At 36.0% G+C, this 18,997-nt stretch carries 15 protein-coding genes; 11 read left to right on the top strand and 4 right to left on the bottom strand.

The features are described 5' to 3' along the window. Positions 1-22: 22 nt before the first annotated feature. Complete coding sequence (locus tag E0Y80_RS02020; protein ID WP_156305734.1) at positions 23-736, bottom strand: NUDIX hydrolase; 714 nt, start codon at positions 734-736, stop codon at positions 23-25. Between the two features lie 278 nt (positions 737-1,014). Between E0Y80_RS02020 and E0Y80_RS02025 the strand changes: the two genes are divergently transcribed. The 8 genes from E0Y80_RS02025 (at position 1,015) to E0Y80_RS02060 (ending at position 13,382) form a co-directional block, all read left to right on the top strand. Next, on the top strand, positions 1,015-2,943 hold the full coding sequence (locus E0Y80_RS02025; protein ID WP_197091453.1) for a c-type cytochrome: 1,929 nt from the start codon (positions 1,015-1,017) through the stop codon (positions 2,941-2,943). Beyond that, a complete protein-coding gene (locus E0Y80_RS02030) occupies positions 2,907-3,227 on the top strand; it encodes a hypothetical protein (RefSeq protein ID WP_156305736.1) in 321 nt (106 codons plus the stop codon). Before E0Y80_RS02025 ends, E0Y80_RS02030 begins: the two co-directional genes overlap by 37 nt. Before the next feature lie 48 nt (positions 3,228-3,275). Further along, positions 3,276-5,369 (top strand): GDSL-type esterase/lipase family protein, encoded by a 2,094-nt coding sequence (locus E0Y80_RS02035; protein ID WP_156305737.1) that lies wholly within the window; start codon positions 3,276-3,278, stop codon positions 5,367-5,369. A 355-nt stretch (positions 5,370-5,724) separates the two neighbouring features. Next, positions 5,725-6,168: a c-type cytochrome gene (locus tag E0Y80_RS02040; RefSeq protein ID WP_156305738.1), complete on the top strand. Its 444-nt coding sequence runs from the start codon at positions 5,725-5,727 to the stop codon at positions 6,166-6,168. Between the two features lie 103 nt (positions 6,169-6,271). Then, positions 6,272-8,662, top strand: a complete 2,391-nt coding sequence (locus tag E0Y80_RS02045; protein WP_197091454.1) for a PSD1 and planctomycete cytochrome C domain-containing protein — start codon at positions 6,272-6,274, stop codon at positions 8,660-8,662. Positions 8,663-8,693: 31 nt separating this feature from the next. Further along, positions 8,694-10,172 (top strand): DUF1501 domain-containing protein, encoded by a 1,479-nt coding sequence (locus E0Y80_RS02050; protein WP_156305739.1) that lies wholly within the window; start codon positions 8,694-8,696, stop codon positions 10,170-10,172. 13 nt (positions 10,173-10,185) lie between these two features. Further along, on the top strand, positions 10,186-12,336 hold the full coding sequence (locus tag E0Y80_RS02055) for a c-type cytochrome domain-containing protein (RefSeq protein WP_156305740.1): 2,151 nt from the start codon (positions 10,186-10,188) through the stop codon (positions 12,334-12,336). Positions 12,337-12,356: 20 nt separating this feature from the next. Beyond that, the gene (locus tag E0Y80_RS02060) at positions 12,357-13,382 is read left to right on the top strand and encodes an NHL repeat-containing protein (protein WP_156305741.1); all 1,026 of its coding nucleotides are present in this window, start codon (positions 12,357-12,359) and stop codon (positions 13,380-13,382) included. A gap of 29 nt (positions 13,383-13,411) precedes the next feature. On the opposite strand, the gene E0Y80_RS02065 is transcribed toward E0Y80_RS02060, so the two are convergent. Genes E0Y80_RS02065 through E0Y80_RS02075 form a run of 3 tightly spaced genes read right to left on the bottom strand, consistent with a single transcriptional unit; the run spans position 13,412 to position 15,621 of the window. After that, positions 13,412-13,714, bottom strand: a complete 303-nt coding sequence (locus E0Y80_RS02065; RefSeq protein ID WP_156305742.1) for a hypothetical protein — start codon at positions 13,712-13,714, stop codon at positions 13,412-13,414. Then, positions 13,707-14,966 (bottom strand): hypothetical protein, encoded by a 1,260-nt coding sequence (locus tag E0Y80_RS02070; protein WP_156305743.1) that lies wholly within the window; start codon positions 14,964-14,966, stop codon positions 13,707-13,709. Before E0Y80_RS02070 ends, E0Y80_RS02065 begins: the two co-directional genes overlap by 8 nt. Positions 14,967-14,979: 13 nt before the next feature. Then, the gene (locus E0Y80_RS02075; RefSeq protein WP_156305744.1) at positions 14,980-15,621 is read right to left on the bottom strand and encodes a Crp/Fnr family transcriptional regulator; all 642 of its coding nucleotides are present in this window, start codon (positions 15,619-15,621) and stop codon (positions 14,980-14,982) included. Positions 15,622-15,884: 263 nt separating this feature from the next. On the opposite strand from E0Y80_RS02075, the gene E0Y80_RS02080 reads away from it, so the two are divergent. Genes E0Y80_RS02080 through E0Y80_RS20585 form a run of 3 tightly spaced genes read left to right on the top strand, consistent with a single transcriptional unit; the run spans position 15,885 to position 18,996 of the window. Continuing rightward, on the top strand, positions 15,885-16,361 hold the full coding sequence (locus tag E0Y80_RS02080; protein WP_156305745.1) for a c-type cytochrome: 477 nt from the start codon (positions 15,885-15,887) through the stop codon (positions 16,359-16,361). A 37-nt stretch (positions 16,362-16,398) separates the two neighbouring features. After that, positions 16,399-18,387 (top strand): Sec-dependent nitrous-oxide reductase, encoded by a 1,989-nt coding sequence (nosZ, locus tag E0Y80_RS02085; protein WP_156305746.1) that lies wholly within the window; start codon positions 16,399-16,401, stop codon positions 18,385-18,387. 12 nt (positions 18,388-18,399) lie between these two features. After that, positions 18,400-18,996 (top strand): hypothetical protein, encoded by a 597-nt coding sequence (locus E0Y80_RS20585; protein ID WP_231595886.1) that lies wholly within the window; start codon positions 18,400-18,402, stop codon positions 18,994-18,996. The last annotated feature ends 1 nt before the right edge of the window (position 18,997 follow it).

The raw sequence follows: 18,997 nt of genomic DNA on the forward strand, positions 1-18,997 counted from the left end.
GACCATTTTTATTTTTAAATATCTAAATTCCTAAGTCTTGCGCAGACCAGCTTGGTAAATACCTAAGGAAAGACATGATTTGATCTTTATAGATATCTTTATTTAATACGTAGAAAAAGGCTCCTTTTTTAGAGTTTTCTTTATCTTTTTCATTCAGTTTAATGAGTAGGTTAGATGATAATAGTTTTCTATTGAAATTTCTTTTATCGATTACAATGTCATAGACTGCTTCATATAAGCTAGAAATTTGGGGAAGTGTAAATTTCTCAGGTAGAAGTTCGAAAAGAATTGGATATAAAGCGGCTTTACTTCGTAATAATCTTTTGGCTGTGCTTATCATTTCATCATGATCAAAGATAAGTTCAGGGTAATCATCGATTGGAAACCATTTAGCCTTAAATTCATCGGTTAAGATATGTTGGTATTCCTTAGTATCGATAAGTGCAAAATAAGTTATGCTAACAACGCGGCCATGTTTTTCACGATGCGGTTTTCCAAACACGGCAGATTGTTCCATATAGACATCTTCTAATCCGGTCAGTTTTAATAAAACTCTTGAAGCTGCTTCGTCGGGACTTTCCTCAGGTTGTACAAAACCACCCATGAGACTCCAATTGTTTATTTCTGGTTCAAATCCTCTTTTTATAAGCAAAATTTGCAAAGATTCCCCATCAAACCCAAATATTATGCAGTCAACCGCGAGGAGCGTATTAGGTTCATCTTTATAAAATTCCATATTTTCCTTAAATGTTGTGTGGTTGTTTAGTTCTCTTTTTATTCTTGAAGTTTAGGCAAAATACAAAATTTAATTAAAAATTTTAAAATTCAATTTAGACGGAATGTTCTTAATTTCGGCCATATATTAATTTAAAACGTTTTTAATGGGCATAATTAATTTATATACATTAAAATCGTGTCAGAATTGGTTAATTTTATGCTCATCTTCAAAAACCAATTAAATTCAAAATAATTGTTTATTTTGAGATATTAAACCTAATGCCAGTCTATTTTCCTATGAAGTCAATAACACAATCTAATCAAAGATTTCTATTGCCAATTATTATTGTCGCAGCAATTAGTTCCATATTATTTTTTCTTATAAAGGATTTGAAATCAAAGGAGACCGATTATAATGAATGGAAGGTTAGTGCCGGGTCAAAAGAAAGTATTAAATATTCTACTCTTTCTGAAATAGATACCAATAATGTAAAGAATTTGGAGATTGCATGGATATATCAGTCAGAGCAAGGAGATAGCAGCAAATTTGGACCGATGCAGACCAACCCAATTATTGTTCAAAATATCTTATATGCTGTTTCTCCAAAAATGAAGCTATTTGCCTTAAATGCGGCAACGGGTAAGGAAATATGGGTATTTGACCCTCGAGATTCTTTAAAAAGCGAAAGGTGGCATCGTAAAAGTGAAAATATGAATAGGGGCGTAGCCTATTGGGAAAAGGATGAGGATAGAAGAATAATATTTACGGTTGGACCAGTTGTATTTTCAATTGATGCAAGTACTGGTGCATTGATAAAATCATTCGGCGAGGCAGGAGGAATAGATTTGAGGAATGGCTTAGATAGAGAGGTTCAAAAGTCTAATATGACGCCAACTTCACCTGTGATGGTTTTTAAGGATTATTTTATTGTTAGTGGTCAAGTTGATGAGGGTACTCCTGGACATATCCGTGCATTTGATGTTCGAACTGGTGAGCAAAAGTGGATTTTTCATACGATACCATATCCAGGAGAATATGGTTATGATACATGGGAAGATTCTACAGCCTATAAAACGAAAGGTTCAACAAATGCCTGGTCGGGATTTAGTTTGGATGAGGATAGAGGAATTCTATTTGCTGGTATAGGAAATCCAACAAATGACTTTTATGGTGGTGATAGATGGGGGGATGGGTTATTTGGGAACTGTATTCTAGCATTGGATGCCAATACCGGCAAACGATTATGGCATTTTCAGACGGTTCACCATGATGTCTGGGATATGGATATATCAAGTGCGCCAATATTGGTTAGCCTAAATAAGGATGGGAAGAAAATCGATGCAGTTGCACAGACTACCAAAACGGGTTTAATATTTGTTTTGGACCGATTGACTGGAAAACCAATATATCCAATTGAAGAACGTGCTGTGCCTACTGAAGGGGTAGTGCAAGGCGAGAAGCTTTCTCCGACTCAACCTTTTCCAGTATTACCAACTCCATTTGCAAGGCAGGGCATGACAGAAAAGGATTTAAATAGTTTAGTATCAAAGTCTTCATTTGAAGATATTAAAAAGCGGTATCAACAATATAACTCGCATGGTATCTATACTCCACCTTCAATAAATGGGACCATCATCTTTCCCGGATATGATGGAGGAGGGGAATGGGGAGGGCCATCTTTTGATCCAGAGACGGGGATTCTATATGTTAATTCCAATGAAATGACATGGGTATTGAATTTGGTGAAATTGGAAAATAATGTGGAAGGGAAGAAGAGCAATATGCAAGCTGGAGCAATCTTATACAAAAAGCATTGTATGACTTGCCATGGCCCTGAACGAATGGGCGGAGGCGACTATCCTTCCATCATTGGTGTAGAGAAAAAGTATAATTACACAAAATTTAATGAACTATTATCTTCTGGAAGACGGATGATGCCTCCATTTAATCATTTATCTGAGGAAGAAAGAATTGCCCTAGCTACGTTAGTCCTTGATTTGAAGGATAAACATGGTTTGACTTATTCTGGAAAGCCCGAGACCTTAAAAGTCGGAACTGAAGAAGATAATGATAAGCCAAATTATTCGAATACTGGATATAATAAATTCTTGACGAAAGAAGGTTATCCCGCAGTGAACCCTCCTTGGGGTACTCTAAACGCAATTAATTTAAATACGGGTGAGTATGTTTGGAAAACAGCTTTTTTGGAGAATTTGAAGAGTTGAAGAAGAAAGGAATTCCAGCAACAGGAAGAGAAAATTATGGTGGATCGATAGTAACTTCCTCAGGATTGCTTTTTATTGCTGCAAATTCAGATGGAAAATTTAGAGCAATTAATAAAACGAACGGGAAAATTTTATTTGAAACTGACCTTCCTGCACCTGGTGTGGCCACTCCTGCAACTTATCAAGTAGATGGGAAGCAATTTGTCGTGATTGCATGCGGAGGGTCAAAATGGGGCGGTAAAAAAGGTGATTCCTATGTTGCTTTCACTTTGCCAAATAAATAATTCTTGAAATTGATATATTTGATTCTTATCCTTATAAATAAACCTATCATGAGCAAGTCATCCTTAAATCAGGTTATTTTAATCTTATTCTTTGTATTTGCAATTCATCAAAGTTTCGCCCAAATTAAGGTAATTTGTGTTGGTAATGGGTTTACCTACGGAAACAATATTACAAATAGAGATCTTAATTCTTACCCCGCTCAACTATCCTTTTTTTTAGGGAAAGAATATAATGTTCAAAACCTTGGAAGTTTGGATACCATAGATTATATGCTTACAGAAGAATTTCAAAAATCAGTAATAAGCAAAGCTCAAATCATCATAATTGATATCAAGCCAGACTTCAGTAAATTCAGTGAGGCAAATTATACAGTAGAATTTAAGGAAGAATTAAAAGGGATTATAAAAAAATATCAGAACATATCTGAAAGTCCAGAAATCATATTATTATCTCCATTGAGGAATTTCAATAATTCTGAAGTCGAGGCAGCACTTCAACAGAAATATGCTCCTATTTATGAAGAATTAGCTTATAATTCAGATTTAAAGATTGTCAATCTGCGTCATATTTTCGGAAATGAATGGAGTGATCACTTAATGCCAGATAAAAAAAATATATCTTCAATTGCCGCAGGTAAGATTGCAGAAAAGATATATCATTCAATTTCAAATAATGAGAAAAAATGGACAGATGCAATTGCTAATTTTAAGTTAAAGCCAGTTTCAGAATTTAATTTCCATGGATATAAGGGCTATAAATTTCTCAATGATGGTGTTGAGTATTTTATAGTGAAACCTAAAAGTCCAGCGAACGGTAACCCATGGATTTGGAGGGCAAGATTTTGGGGTCATGAGCCTCAAACTGACATTGATTTATTAGAAAGGGGTTTTTACCTCACTTATTGTGATGTGAGTGATCTATATGGCTCTGACCAAGCTATTGCAAGGTGGGATACATTTTATGAATTGGCAACTCAGGCAGGACTACATACAAAACCAGTGTTGGAAGGGATGAGTCGAGGAGGATTAATTGTTTATAATTGGGCGGCCAAAAATCCGGCTCAGGTTTCAGCTATCTACGCTGATGCCCCTGTCATGGATTTCAAAAGCTGGCCTTTAGGAAAAGGCACCTCTCCAGGTTCAAAAGAGGACAGCCAAAGATTGTTGAAAGCATATGGTTTTAATAATGAGACTGAGGCTATGAATTGGAAAAAGAACCCAATTGATCATGCTCAAGTCATGGCTTCATCTAAAATTCCCTTGATTCATGTTGTCGGTGATGCTGATGAGGTCGTGCCAGTCAATGAAAATACCGAAATATTCGAAAATCGATTAAATAAATTGGGAGCCTTCATAAAAGTCATCCATAAAAAAGATATCGGCCATCATCCACATTCTCTGAATAATCCAGAGCCCATTGTGGAGTTTATCTTGAAGGCTACAGGTCATTTTGAAAACCGATGCATAAAAGCGGTCCCAGGTAATGAATTTCGTTCTGGAGCGGGTTGGATTAACGGATCAGATTGGCATGATGTTGCTCAAGATATTCAACATACCCTGGAAAATAAGAAAGTGACTTTATTGTTGTTAGGTAATTCTATTACCCAAGGATTTGGTGGTAGCAGGACATTAATTAATACTAAGCAGGGAAAGGACTTCATGGATACAGCTATGAAAGGTAAGGCATGGGAAACTGCAGGTATTTCAGGTGACAAAACTCAAAACCTCCTTTGGCGTCTTCAAAATCAAAACTATAATGTAGCCCAACCTGAATATGCCGTCATTACTATTGGAATAAACAATGTGACTCCGGGAGATGAACCCGAAGATATTGCAGCTGGAATAATTGCCTGTGCTATTGAAGCAAAAAAACAGATGCCAAATACAAAAATAATCCTATTCGGCCTTTTACCTGCAGGGAAAGAAATGAACAGTTCAAATAGAATTGCATGTCGTAAAATTCATGAAATTTTAGCCAAATCAAATCTTAGCGATATTCATTATATAAATCCAACCTCATGGTTTGTGAACACAGATGGATCCTTAAAAACCGAACTATATGGGGGAGATTATCTCCATTTAAGTTCTGATGGTTATAAAATCTGGAGTTCAAAAATTGCAGATCTGATCAATCAATATTAAAGTTTTAATCAAAAGATATCCAGCATCTAATTAAGATATGTTTATACAAAGTTTTTCATTTGTTTGGTTATATTAAAAAGATTGTATAATTTAGTTTAACCTAATTAAAAACTCGGACTATTCCTTATTTAATAGACTTTGGAGAAGCTCTAAAGTGAATTGGTGCATTTTTTTGTGTCAAATCATCAACTATGCATAAGGGGAAATGTAACCATTGCATTGATAGTTCTTTAAAATTTTTACTTGCTGATGGAATTTTCTTAAATTCATGTAATAATCAATTGATTTTTAAACAATTATCATTTAATGCTATAAACCTTCATGTATTTCCTTAAATCCAGGAATCATTTTCTTTATGAAAAGGTCGATTATTAAGATTGTATTTTATTCATTATGCTTCCATTCCATTGTTGGATGCAATTCGGACTCGAATTCCAAGGATTCACAATTGAACATAAAAGCTATTGACAAAAGAGAATCATATATACGTGCAATAAATGGCAGTGACGAAGAAATAGATTCCAGTATTATTGAAAGGGGAAAGGTCATGATATCTTATTCTGACTGTTATACATGTCATAAAGAAGATAAAAAACTAATTGGACCGGCATTTTCTGATATTGACTTAAGGTATCCGCGAAAGGAAGTGTTCATTAAGATATTGGCTCAACGAATAATACATGGTGGTCGTGGGGCATGGGGAAATGCTGAAATGAGCGCCCACCCTAAATTAAAAACCGAAGATGCTGAAGCTATGGTAGCCTATATCTTATCTTTTTCATCAATTGCAAGTAAATAGAAATATAAGATCTATTCAATTTCATAAAGGAAAATTAAATAGACTTTCAATAACCATTATAAAAATAGACAATTAGGATCCCAAAGATCCGAATTTGTGTTCAATGAAAAGACTTAATACTATGATGATAACTAAACAATCTGTCATAATACTGCGTAAATCAAAAATAATTATTCCTGTAATTATAGGTTTGATTATAATGATTGGACTGCTGACAATGTGCAGTCCTTCGGATTCAACAAGTACTGATTCAGGTAAATTCGAATTGCCAAAATATGTAGATTATAATTATGATATAAAGCCCATCCTTTCTGATAAGTGTTTTGCCTGTCATGGACCAGACAATAATACAAGAGAAGGTGGATTAAGATTGGATACTGAAGAAGGGGCATATAAGGCATTGGCAGAGAGTCCAGATAAGCATGCAATCGTGCCAGGGAAGCCCAATATTAGTGAGGCATTTCTTCGCATTACATCTGATGACGAAACCCTTCGAATGCCACCAATAGCATCTAATTTGCCATTGAGCAATTATGAAATAGACTTAATAGAAAAATGGATAAAACAAGGTGCTGTTTATAAGCCTCATTGGGCATTTACAGCTCCTGTAAAGCCGGAAATCCCTCAACAGAATAAAATAAAATGGGGCGAAAATGATATAGATAAGTTTGTTTTGGATAAGATGCTGAAGGCAGGATTTGAACCAAATCCAGAAGCGGACAAAAATCGATTATTACGTAGAGTAAGTTTAGACCTTACCGGGCTCCCTCCTGATGAACAGGTAATGGAGCGATTCTTAAAAGATACTTCATCAAAGGCCTATGACCGATTAATAGATGATTTAATGTCTTCAAAAGCCTATGGGGAACAAATGGCATTGCATTGGATGGATGTTGCTCGCTATGCGGATTCCTATGGATATCAGGATGATGATATTAGGACACAATGGCCATGGCGAGACTGGGTAATCCATGCTTTCAATGAAAACATGCCGTATGACCAATTTGTTACCTGGCAATTAGCTGGAGATCTTTTGCCTAATCCAAACAAAGAACAAATTCTAGCTACAGCATTCAATAGAAATCATAAAATTACGGAAGAGGGAGGGGTTGTTGAGGAGGAATACCGAGTAGCTTATGGACTCGACAAAACAAATACCTATGCAAAAGGAATTCTAGGGATAACCATGGAATGTGCCCAATGTCATGACCACAAATATGACCCATTTACCCAGAAAAATTATTACGGAATGTATGCATTCTTTAATAATTCATTGGAAAAGGGATTGGAAGGATTGGTTTATTCAGGTCCATCAAAAACTCCTAGATTAACTGTTACCCAAGAGGATATTAAAGGTATTTTGAATTTTGTTAATCAGAATGCCGATGATGGGGATGTTTCAGTCTCCGTAATGGGAGAACGAGATAGTATCCGACCAACTTATGTACTCGATAGGGGAGTCTATGATGCGCCAAAAGAGAGAGTTTACCCACAAACACCTCAATCAGTTTTACCATTTGACAGCACGAAATATGCTTCAAATCGATTAGGATTAGCTCAATGGACATTTAGCGAAAAAAATCCATTGACATCAAGGGTTTTTGTGAATCAAATGTGGGCGATGATCTTTGGTCGGGGTTTGGTAGCATCTGTTGCCGACTTTGGAAATCAGGGGGATTTGCCAAGTCATCCTGAATTGTTGGATTGGTTGGCATTGGATTTTCAAAATAATGGTTGGGATGTGAAAAGATTAATCAAGCAATTGGTCAGTTCCGCAACTTATAAACAGTCTTCCCAAATTAGTTCAAAACATTTAGAAAAGGATCCGGATAATATTTACCTAGCTCGGTCAAAAAGATTAAGGTTGCCTGCTCAAATGATTAGGGATCAGGTATTAGCTACCAGTGGTTTGTTAAATAGATCCATAGGTGGGCCAAGTATTAAACCTTATCAACCTGATGGCATTTGGGAAGTTAGTAGCTCTGGTCGTGGTGCATTGGCGCAGTATGTTCAAGACCATGGTAAAGATCTCTATAGGCGTGGATTATATGTGTTTTTTAAATTAACCTTACCACCACCAAACATGCTGATTTTTGATTCTAGCAACCGTGATGCTTGTGAGGTTCAACGTAATAGGACAAATACTCCACTACAAGCTTTGGTGATGATGAATGATCCTGCAATATTAGAGGCTGCTAGAGTATATTCCACCAATTTAATTAATAATGCCCCAAATAAAGGCGAAACAGATCTTATTAAAACCGCTTTCAAAAAAGTATTATGTCGAGATGCTACAGCTGATGAATTGAAGTTGTTAGATCAATATTATAAAGAAGAATTCGCAAGGTTTTCTGAGAAAAAAGCTGATGCAACCGCATTTTTGAAAGTAGGAGAAGCGCCAATTGACCAAAAAATTCCGGAAGTAAAATTGGCAGCCTTAATGTCTGTGGTTCATGCCATTTATAATCTCGAAGAAACATTGACAAGAGGGTAAAATAAGGTTAGAAGTCTAATTGTAGATTGTTATGAAAAAGAAAGAAGATTCCAATTTTGATAAAGAAATAAAAGAGGCACAACTGTTCCAAAATAGAAGACAATTCCTTTCAAGCCTGAGTATAGGGATAGGAAGTGTTGCTTTGGGAGCATTATTGATTCCTGACCTGTTTTCTGGGAAACCAGGTAGTCAGGAAGCATTTGAAAAAGCTTTACCCCATTTTGCCCCAAAAGCAAAGCGTGTAATTTATTTGTTCCAATCAGGAGGAGTGTCTCAATTGGAGTCTTTTGACCATAAACCTAAACTAAGGGAAATGATGGGGCAGGATCTTCCTGAATCAATCAGGGGAGGACAAAGGCTAACTGGAATGACAGCAGGGCAGGCAAACTTTCCTTTAGTAGGCTCATACTTCGATTTTGCGCAATATGGACAAAGTAGAGCTTGGGTCAGTAGTCTTTTTCCACATATGGCAAAAGTTGTGGATGACCTATGTATCATTAAATCCATGCATACCGATGCGATTAATCATGATCCAGCGATTACTTTCTTTCAAACAGGATCACAGCAAGGGAGTCGTGCAAGTATGGGAGCGTGGTTGAGCTATGGATTGGGGAGTGAAAATCAAAATCTTCCTGGATTCTGTGTTTTGGTATCGAAAGGGAGGGGAAATGGTCAGGGGGTTTATTCAAAACTATGGACCAATGGCTTTTTAGACTCTGTCCACCAAGGTGTGCAGTTTATGGGTGGGCCAGATCCCGTACTTTATTTAAATAATCCTGAGGGTACAGATAAAATGAGCAGAAGAAAACTATTAGATAAGCTTTCAGAACTCAATAGTATGCAATATGAGACTTTTGGTGATCCAGAAATCACTGCAAAAGTTCAACAATATGAGATGGCGTATAGGATGCAGACCTCCGTTCCAGAGGTAACTGACCTTTCAAAAGAGCCTGATCACATTATAAAGATGTATGGTCCAGAATGTCTAGTGCCGGGGACCTATGCTGCAAACTGTCTACTAGCTCGGAAGCTATCCGAAAATGGAGTTCGTTTTGTCCAGCTGTATCATCAAGGCTGGGATCAGCATGGCGGACTTCCAGGGGAAATGGCTTTACAGGCAAAAGATGTCGATCAAGCTTCTGCCGCACTAATTACCGATTTAAAACAGCGTGGTTTACTTGATGAAACCTTAGTGATTTGGGGTGGGGAATTTGGCCGTACAAATTACTGCCAAGGTGGTTTGACAGTGGATAATTATGGCCGCGATCATCACCCTCGTTGCTTTAGCATCTGGATGGCAGGCGGAGGAATAAAACCAGGAATGGTTTATGGAGAAACAGATGAATTGGGCTATAATATTGTGAAAAATCCTGTTCATGTCCATGACTTTCATGCTACAATTTTACATACCCTGGGAATTGACCATGAAAAATTAACTTATAAACACCTCGGACGAAGATATCGTCTCACTGATGTCGCTGGTAATGTTGTCAAAGATATTCTTGCTTAAATTGGATAGATAGATGACATTAAAAAATTTGCATTTCAATATACTATTAGGCTTAAACAGCTTTATCGTTTTCTTCCTGCTTTTTGAAGATAGAATTCAGGTACCAGTTTACTTACAAGTCATCGGAAGGATGCATCCCTTATTATTGCACTTTCCAATCGTTCTTCTCATTATTACATGGATTCTTTTTTTATTTCGAAATAGAATTGAAAAAGAATTGCCAACGATTAAGAGTTTAATTAATTCCCTACTTTTTATAAGTTCATTTCTTATAGCGATCACGGTCATCATGGGATTAGTATTGTCCAAAGAAGGCGGCTTTGATGGCAGCAGTTATGAATGGCATAAATATACCGGAGTAGCTCTTTCCTTATTATCAATGGCCTTATTAGGGTATCTAAGATTTACAAAAAACCCAGGATATCATCCGGTATTTACCGTTGGAATCAATGTGGCAATGGTTATCCTATTACTTGTTGGTCATTTTGGTGCATCGTTGACACATGGTGAAGATTTTATTACAAGCCCATTGTTGAGTAAAAACTCAAAAGAATTAGATGCTGAAACAGCAATGGTATTTGAGGATGCGGTATTGCCCATCTTACAAGCAAAATGTATGGGTTGTCATAATTCCAGTAAGCCAAAAGGGGATTTAATTCTTTCAGATAGTAGTTCTATTCTGAAAGGTGGAAAAAATGGTAAACTATTTATTGCAGGAGATCCAATTAAAAGCTTAATGATTGAAAGGTTATTGTTAGATATTGAAAATCAACATCGAATGCCCCCAAAAGGTAAACCGCAATTGAGTATTGATGAAATATCTTTATTAAAAGCTTGGGTAAAAAGCGGAGGAAAATTCGACGTGCCATTATCAGCTTTTAATGATCAAGATACATTATATCAATCTGTAAGAGCTGTGTATGGCTTTGAAGGAGCTGAAACTTATGAGTTCGCGGCGGCTGATGAAAATGATATTAAAAAATTAACCACCCCATATCGGATTATTACCCCTTTAGATGCAGGATCTCCTGCATTGGATGTTAATTTTTTTGGTAAAGAATTTTATAACGATAAATCCCTTTCCGACCTATTGCCAATATCTGATCAAGTCGTTTCATTGAACCTAAGTTCAATGCCAATAAAAAACGATGATATTCAAACCCTGAAGAAATTTAAAAACCTAAGGATTTTGAATTTAAACAATACCAAGTTATCCAATGATGCTGTAATGCTTTTGTCTGATTTAAAAAATCTCAAAAACATAAGTTTGATTGGTACGGAAGTTAAAAAGGAGGGATTAGAAAAATTAGCTACTCTGCCTAATATCCGGAAGGTATATGTTTGGAATACTCCAATCAAACAGGAAGATATTGACGCTGTAAAGAAAAATTATCCAACCTTAAGAATAGATGCTGGTGTAAAACTAGATGCTAGCCAAAAATTAGCTTTAACCGCACCTAAAATCAATCCATCAAGGAGCTTCTTTCAAAAAGAAATAATGGTTTCATTAACTCATCCTGTTTCTGGAGTTCAATTTCATTATACTTTGGATGGAAGTGACCCAGACAGTACATCTGCTTTGCTTTATAAATCTCCATTCCCAATTCAAAAGGATGCCCTGCTCAGGGTAAAAGGTAAGAAAGATGGTTGGTTGCCTAGTAATGAGGTTCGACAGAACTTTTATGCCACATTTATTGCTCCTCAAAAAGTTACGTTAGAAACTAAGCCAAGCCAGCAGTATAAAGCTAGGAAGGAACAGAGTTTCTTCGATTTGGAAAGCGGTGGAAATAATAATGCAGATGGTAAATGGTTAGGTTTTCAAGGAAATGACCTTAGCGCAAGTTTATACTTTGATAATCCTGTAAAAGTTGACACATTAGCATTAAGTATTAAACAGGATTATGGTCAACATATCTATCCACCTCAATATATTGAAGTGTGGGGCGGATCAGATACACTTAATTTGAAACTCCTAAATAAAGTAAAATTGGAAATGGACAAGCCTGATAAAATTCGGAATCGTAGAATAATTGCTTGTCATCTCCCTAGTCAAGATGTTAGTGTCATACGATTGAAAACCAAGCATTATGCGAAAATACCAGAGGGGTTACCAGGTAATGGAAACGTTCCATGGTTATTTGTTGACGAAATAATATTGAAGTAATTACTTAGCCCTAAATTAATATGAATAGAAAATCTTTTATCCAAAAAAGCAGTATTTTAACAGGAGGACTTTTGATCATGAAGGACCTCTTTGCAAAGCCTAAAGATATCGTATATGGTCATAACAAAATGAAATATACATTAGATAAAAATTGGGCTTCAAAACATACACCTAATCTGATGGTTAAAGACTGTCATGAAATGGTACAGGATAAAAAGGGGCGGATTATCCTACTGACAAATGAAACAAAAAATAATGTAATTGTTTTCAATAAGGACGGGAAAGTATTAGAAAGCTGGGGACATGATTTTCCCGGCGGGCATGGATTGACTCTACATAATGAAAATGGTACAGAATTCTTATATATTACAGATACCGATAAACATCAGGTTTATAAAACAGACCTTTCAGGGAAAATTTTACTGACAATTGATGCTCCTTTAGGGGTAGGACTTTATAATAAAAAAGAAGAATTTGTGCCTACAGAAACCGCAGTCGATAGCAATGGTGATATTTTTATCGCAGATGGCTATGGTGCTCAACACATCCTTCATTATGACAATAAAGGCAATTTGAAAAACCATTTTGGAGGAAGGGGTGAGGGTGATTCATTTCTTGATAATGCACATGGTATTTGTTTTGATAACAGGAATGGTGAAAAATCTCTGCTGATAACAGATAGAACCAGGAATTGCTTTAAAAGGTTCGATACTTCCGGAAAGTTATTGGGGGTAATAAGTATGCCAGGAGCATGTGTTTGCCGACCTGTAATCAAAGGAAATAATATATATGCTGCGGTATTGAGATCTCCAGGGATGGATGTTGAAAATTCTGGTTTTGTAACCATACTTGATAAGAATAATAAGGTAATTAGCAATATTGGAGGTACAGAGCCTATCTACAAAGACGGACTACTTCAACAAGTTCGTCAACAAGATAAGATTTTTGCACATCCACATGATGTTTGCGTGGATGATGATGAAAACCTGTATGTTGCGCAATGGGCATCTGGTAAGGTCTTTCCTTATAAATTGACTAGGGTTTAGCTTTATTGCAGGAGAAACAAGGGCATAAACTACTTTCGTTTATAGAGCTCCCTAAACTTTATTTTTTCAGATTCTCTTTCAATAAGTAGTTTGGCTAATGTTTGACCGGGGCTGAATTTATCTGCTTCTGCAGCTAATGCAGCTCTAGCTTTTGTTTCGGATACATCTACGCGATATAGAATGCTAATTAGTTTATTAAAGTCAGTCGCTATGAGATGGTCCAAATAATGGGCTAATTTATCAAACTGTTCCTGGTAAGAATGCTCGTTTAATACATCCTCAAGCTGAAGTTTTTCTGCAACAAATAAAATCGGGGAATTATTCTTATCCATGTTCAATTCTTTGTATAAATCTACTTTTTTGTTTCCAAATGATGATACAAAGACTAATAACAATTAACAGTGCGGCAATTCCCAATGTTTCATGGGTTCCATGTATGGATATTCTTAGTAAGCCACCGATCCCTTGAATCATTAAAATGAATTCATTTAATAGAATACCAATTAATAAACCATAGACTCCTATTTTAATCATTTTATTTAGTCCAAGACCATTAGAAAGAAAGGCATATCCTAATAAAAATAGTGAAATAATTACCAAAAGGACCAAGTGTAAATAGGCAATAACAATAGGTCTAAAACCATAAACTAATTGGCTTAGGGTTGGTATAATGGATATTGCCTGTAATACTAGTTTTAAGCTTACTGCAATCCCAACACAAAGCCATAATAAATTAACTACATCGGGTAATTTCAGCGTTTGAGAAGCTCTTTTCAAGGATATTAATTTAGAAAAAAATCGATACCAGAGAAAAATCTGGAGAACTACAGTAACTAATAAAAGGATATAGAGCCAGCTAGGAAAATTTTTCCACCATAGAACGGATAAAAAATAAGCCGGAATTACTGTTAAGGAGTAACTCCATGAAAATCGCTCTGTAATTAGTGTTATTCCTGAATTTTTGAAAACCCAATAATTAGCCAATCCTAAACATGAAAAGAAGAACCAGCCATTATATTGAAAATGCAGATAGAAATAGACGGACGCCAATTGTTTCAGTGGATCCAACTGATGAGTTACCTTCAAATAAACCAAACCATATGTCCCAAATGAACTAAGGATGCTATAGATTAAAGCCGCCTTAAATAGGATAATTATTGATTTGTAAAGGTTGGAAGAATTTAAATCCTTCCAAATGCTAATAGCAAACCAATAAGATATTAGAACTATGCAAAATGAAAAAGCAATGGAAAGAAATGCATATCCTGTAATCGTAAAGGCTATTAGCATTCCAATAGATCCCAAAAAATTGCAAATTAAAATGTTTTGATATTTCTTTGGTATAGCATCGCTGACTTTTATTCCTGTAACCATCATAATCATATAGATCATAATTGCTTGGGTTACCCATCCTGAAAAAGCAAAATGAGAATGAGCATGCATCAGGTTTTTCTGATCAAAGTAAGGTAGTGGGTATAAAAATTTTAAACGCATTAATAATCCGAAAATCCCTACGATCAGAAAATTGACTATTGAAATAATAATCCATTTTTTTGCGCTTATATTTTGAAGAGACTTTAGCATCAATCATCTGGGTTTATGAACATTTTAATGTATCATATTGAATTTCGCCAATGCCATCAGAAGGAACGAATACTTTCCCCTTTACGATCGTTAACTTATCTTGCTTTTCAAGTAGTTTCATCGTTCTAATAATGGTTTCAACTCTGAGTCCGGTCATGTTTGCTAACTGTTGTCTAGTCAACATGAGACGATTACATTCAGGACAAATTAATTTTCGATCATCGTTTAAACGCTTTATTAAGCCAACAAGAATTTCTTCAGGATTATGACTCCAGATCAATCTAGTTAGAAACATCTTGAATCGTAAGTCTCTGGCAATCTGTTGTGTTATTAAAAGATTGATGCTGTTATATTCCTTTAGAATTTCAAGAAATGAGTGAGCTGATATTTTTAATAAAATACTCGGACAATCTGCCACTGCACTAACGACATGAGGACCACCGTCAATGATCGCAACTTCACCAAAGCCCTCTGTTTGATCAATGACTTTGTGTAAAACCTCTTTTCCATCATCTAAGAAATTGCATATTCTTATTCTACCTGAAATAACTTGGTAATAAAATGTTGATGGAGCATGTTCTGCATATAATACCTCTCCCGCTTCAACTTTCTTGGTGACTGCCCCTTTTTCAATGAGTAATTCGGTTGGTATCATGACCGTCTGTGTTAGTGTTTTTATTTAAGACAAAAATATCCAGAATGCTATTTGAAAGGGTTGATTTTAGTCACTCCAAATAGTGATTAAAATCAAAAAACACTTAAGCGACTGATGTTCAGTGTGTTGATATTATTATTGCCACATATCCATAGTTTTGGTCAAAATTTTATGATTTCACGCATAAAATCACGTTCAGCATTGCAGATACCTTTGTAATAATCATAATACACATTATTGTTTATGTTAAAATTCTAGAAACTATGAAAAAATTAAGCGTACTCTTTTTGATGGCCATATTCATATATGCATGCTCATCAAACAATAGTGAAAAGTCTTCTGAGCGATCTTTCCCTGAAGAAAATGCAGCTGAAACAAAAGATCCAAGTAGCTATGATCCTCACCGAGGTGAGGGCAAGTTTGACAAAGTTGAGGTTGGAGAAAAATTGGATGTCGCATTAGCAAAAGAAGGTAAAACCATTGCAGAACTGAAATGTGCATCATGTCATAAAATGACTGATGAGAAGTTAGTTGGACCAGGATGGAAAGGTGTTTCAGAGCGTAGAACTCCTGAATGGATTATGAATTTTATTACTAATCCAGATGCCATGATTGACAAAGACCCTGAGTTACAAGCTCAATTGGAACTATGTCTTGTGCGTATGCCAAATCAAAACCTTACAGATGATGATGCTCGTAAAATTTATGAGTACATGCGTGAAAATGATGGTGTGAAATAATACATGGACATTTTATTAACCCTAAAATCATAAAACAATGGAATTAAAAAAATATTTATTGACAGGATTAGCTGCAGCTACACTGTTCTCTACCTTTCAGGCTTGTAAACCTAAAGGAGCAAGTGAGGCTGTAAGTGGAAATGCAGCTGAGAAAGCTTACGTGGCTCCTGGAAAATACGATGAATTTTACAACTTCGTATCTGGAGGATTTAGTGGACAGCTTTCTGTCTACGGATTACCATCAGGTAGATTGCTTCGTGTAATCCCTGTATTCTCCTTAGACCCTGAAAAGGGATGGGGATTCAGTGAAGAAACAAAACCAATGCTAGAGACATCTCACGGGAATGTGCCTTGGGACGATTTGCACCACGTTCAATTATCCAAAACCGATGGTAACTATGATGGAAGATGGGTATTTGTTAATGCAAATAATACTCCTCGTATCGCTCGTGTTGACCTGACAACATTCCGTACTGCTGAAATCCTTGAATTACCAAATAGCGGTGGTAACCACTCCTCGCCATATATTACTGAAAATACAGAATATGTAGTTGCAGGAACTCGTTTCTCTGTACCTGTAGATGGTGAATCTGGAGATGTTCCTATCAATACATTTAAAAAGAATTTCCGCGGAACTCTAAGCTTCGTAAGTGTAAATAAGGATAATGGAAATATGGAATTAGCTTTCCAAATTGAAACTCCAGGTGTAAACTACGACTTAAGCCGTGCCGGTAAAGGTGTATCTCATGGTTGGTTCTTTTTCTCTACATACAACACAGAACAGGCTAACACCCTATTGGAAGTAAATGCATCCAAGAATGATAAAGATTTTGTTCTAGCGGTTAACTGGAAAAAAGCTGAGGAATACTTGAAAGCTGGAAAAGGAAGAAAAGTTTCAGGTTTAAAATATGCGCATAATAAGTATGATGAGAAATCGCATACTTCTAAAACAGAATTTAAAACTGAAACTGTAGTGTTAACAGCTGAGGAATTAGAAGGATTATGTTACTATATTCCTTGCCCTAAATCACCGCATGGTGTCGATGTGGATCCAACTGGTGAATATATCGTAGGTTCTGGAAAACTAGCAGCATTAATTCCGGTGTTTTCATTTAATAAAATTCAAAAAGCTATTGAAGGGAAACAGTTCGAAGGAAAATTTGGTGGAATTCCAATCATTAAATATGAAGCTGCTCTTTATGGAGAAGTTGAAAAACCAGGGTTGGGGCCATTACATACCGAGTTTGACGGAAAAGGAAATGCTATCACCTCATTCTTTGTGTCTTCAGAACTTGTTAAATGGAATATCAAAGACTTAAAAGTAATTGACCGTGTTCCAACTTATTATTCTACAGGTCACTTGATGATTCCTGGTGGTGACACCAAAAATCCGGATGGTAAATATGTAGTTGCTTACAACAAAATTACGAAAGACCGTTTCTTACCTACTGGTCCTGAATTGTCACAAAGTGCTCAAATTTTTGATATATCTGGAGATAAAATGCAGTTAATCCTTGATTTTCCAACGATTGGTGAGCCTCACTATGCCCAAGCAATTAAGGCGGATAAGGTTAAAGATAAAAGTGTGAAAATCTTCAAGATAGAAGAAAACACAAATCCTTATGCTGCTAAGGGAGAAAAAGAAGCTCGTGTGGAAAGAAAGGGTAATGAAGTTCATGTCTATTTGACAGCCGTGAGATCACACTTTGCTCCAGATAATATTGAAGGTATACAACTTGGAGATGAGGTATATTTCCACGTAACTAATATTGAACAGGACTGGGATATGCCACATGGATTTGCAGTCAAAGGGGCTAAAAATGGCGAACTATTAATTATGCCAGGTGAAACTCAAACCTTGAAATGGGTACCAGACAGAGTAGGTGTTTTCCCATTCTACTGTACGGATTTCTGTAGTGCACTTCACCAAGAAATGCAAGGATATATACGGATTTCTAAAAAAGGTAATAATGTTCCATTGACTTATAGTCTAGGTACAAACCTACCTCAAGAAACTACTAACTAAAACTACATAGAGATGAAAACTACAACTGGAATGTCAAAACTACACCGTACTTTATTGATACTATGTGGATTGGCTATAGTAGCAGTCATCTTCTTACCTATTTGGCGTATTGAGCTGGATGCAGCTCAATACCCAGAAGGGTTAGAACTGCAGATTTACAGCTATAAACTGGCTGGACAAGTGGAAATCATTAACGGATTGAACCACTACATCGGTATGAAAACCCTACATGCTCAGGATTTTATAGAATTTACTGTGCTACCTTATATAATAGGATTCTTTGCTTTAGCTTTCATAGCTGTAGGCTTGAGCAATAGAAGAAACTTAATTTATATCCTATTCTTTGCCTTCCTGGCATTTGGAATTATTGCAATGGTTGATTTTTACATCTGGGAATATAATTATGGACACAATTTAGATCCTAATGCTCCTATAAAAGTTCCAGGAATGTCTTATCAACCTCCATTAATTGGATATAAACAATTATTGAACTTTGGGGCCTATTCAATTCCGGATATAGGTGGTTGGATATTTATCCTTTGTGGTATAATCCTGGCCTACTGTGTATTTCAAGAATGGCGACAATCTAAAAAACAATTAATCGCTTAAG

It is taken from the genome of Sphingobacterium endophyticum (assembly GCF_009733535.1).
GTDB lineage: Bacteria > Bacteroidota > Bacteroidia > Sphingobacteriales > Sphingobacteriaceae > Sphingobacterium > Sphingobacterium endophyticum.